This is a genomic window from uncultured Campylobacter sp. (assembly GCF_938045535.1).
In the GTDB taxonomy this organism is placed as follows: domain Bacteria; phylum Campylobacterota; class Campylobacteria; order Campylobacterales; family Campylobacteraceae; genus Campylobacter_B.
Genome location: NZ_CALIMQ010000234.1, coordinates 1 through 1151 on the forward strand (window position 1 = coordinate 1; position 1151 = coordinate 1151).

At 45.3% G+C, this 1151-nt stretch carries 3 protein-coding genes; 1 reads left to right on the top strand and 2 read right to left on the bottom strand.

Going from position 1 to position 1151, the window contains the following annotated elements:
- Window positions 1-162 (bottom strand): hypothetical protein (locus Q0095_RS10290; protein ID WP_366806251.1); only part of this gene is annotated, 162 nt, incomplete at its 3' end.
- The gene (gene nadE / locus Q0095_RS07125; RefSeq protein WP_297882678.1) at window positions 126-893 is read right to left on the bottom strand and encodes an NAD(+) synthase; all 768 of its coding nucleotides are present in this window, start codon (window positions 891-893) and stop codon (window positions 126-128) included. The genes Q0095_RS10290 and nadE, both read right to left, overlap by 37 nt.
- 95 nt (window positions 894-988) lie before the next feature.
- Between nadE and Q0095_RS07130 the strand changes: the two genes are divergently transcribed.
- A partial coding sequence (locus tag Q0095_RS07130) for an MBL fold metallo-hydrolase (RefSeq protein WP_297882680.1) occupies window positions 989-1151 on the top strand: 163 nt, incomplete at its 3' end.

A 1151-nucleotide genomic window follows, 5' to 3' on the forward strand; every position in this document is an offset into this window, starting at 1 on the left:
TGAAGCTGAAGTTCCTGAAAGAGACGCCTGAATGCTTGCATTTAACTGGTTCAGAGCAGCTGTCAGATTGCTGACGTTTTCCTGATTGCTAGTAAGACTCATATCTACCGATTCCTTTAGAGTAGTCAAACCAGTATTGAGCTTAGACGCTCCGCTAGCCAAAGCTTGGACACCAGCTCTTGATTGTGGTGCGAGTTTTGCAGATATTTTAGATCGTTTGCGGTTATTTGCTCGCCTGAGCGAAATTTCGTCCGCAGCGTTTCGTGCGAAAAAATATCTCTTAGCACGCTATCTAAAATCTCGTAGCTGTATCCAAGCTCACGTTCGTCGCTTTGATTTTCCCATAGATCGGCGCTGGGAGCTTTTTTTATAATCGCATCGTCTATGCATAAAATTTTTGCAAATTTAAACAGATCGCTTTTAAAAATTTCTCCGATCGGATTAAACGCGCAGGCCAGATCGCCGTAGATCGTGCCGTAGCCTAGCATCCTCTCGCTAAGATTGCTCGTGCCTACGACTACGCCGCGTTTTTGCGCGCTGTAATCATAAAGCAAGCTCATTCTTACGCGCGCGGCGAAATTTCCGATTCGAAGGGCGCTTGCACCGGGATTTAAAGCGGTAAAATTTTCTACAAATGGCGCGATCTCTTGGATTTCGTAGGGGATATTAAAGGATTCGCAGTGAAAGATGCCGTCTGCCATATTTTCTAAATTTGAATTACCGCTAGGCAGGATAAGTCCGTAAGTGGGGATCTCCGTAAGAGCGCAAAGCGCGGAAACCACGGCACTGTCAAGCCCGCCGCTGATACCCACTACAAAGGCGTCCGCGCCCGTTTCATCGAGTCTCTCCGATAAAAAATCGGTCAGTTGCGGCAGCAAATCGTCCAAAAACATAATATTTAGCCTTAAAATTTTACGTTAAATTGTGCGAATTTTAACTATTTTTGGCTAAATTACGGCTTTAATTTAAGCTTAAAAGGAGGATTTAAATGCAAATTTTAAAAAAAGCTTTCGGCGAATACGTGACGAACTGCTACATTCTAAAGGGCGAGCGGGGCGATCTAGTGATCGATCCGGGCGAGGGCAGTTTTGATTGGGTGATGCAGAATACGGGAAAGATCGCCGCGGTTTTGAATACGCATGGGCATTTCG

Bases quoted from the DNA above. Each gene is read 5' to 3' on its own strand.
- nadE (WP_297882678.1), bottom strand. From the start codon at position 893: ATGTTTTTGGACGATTTGCTGCCGCAACTGACCGATTTTTTATCGGAG.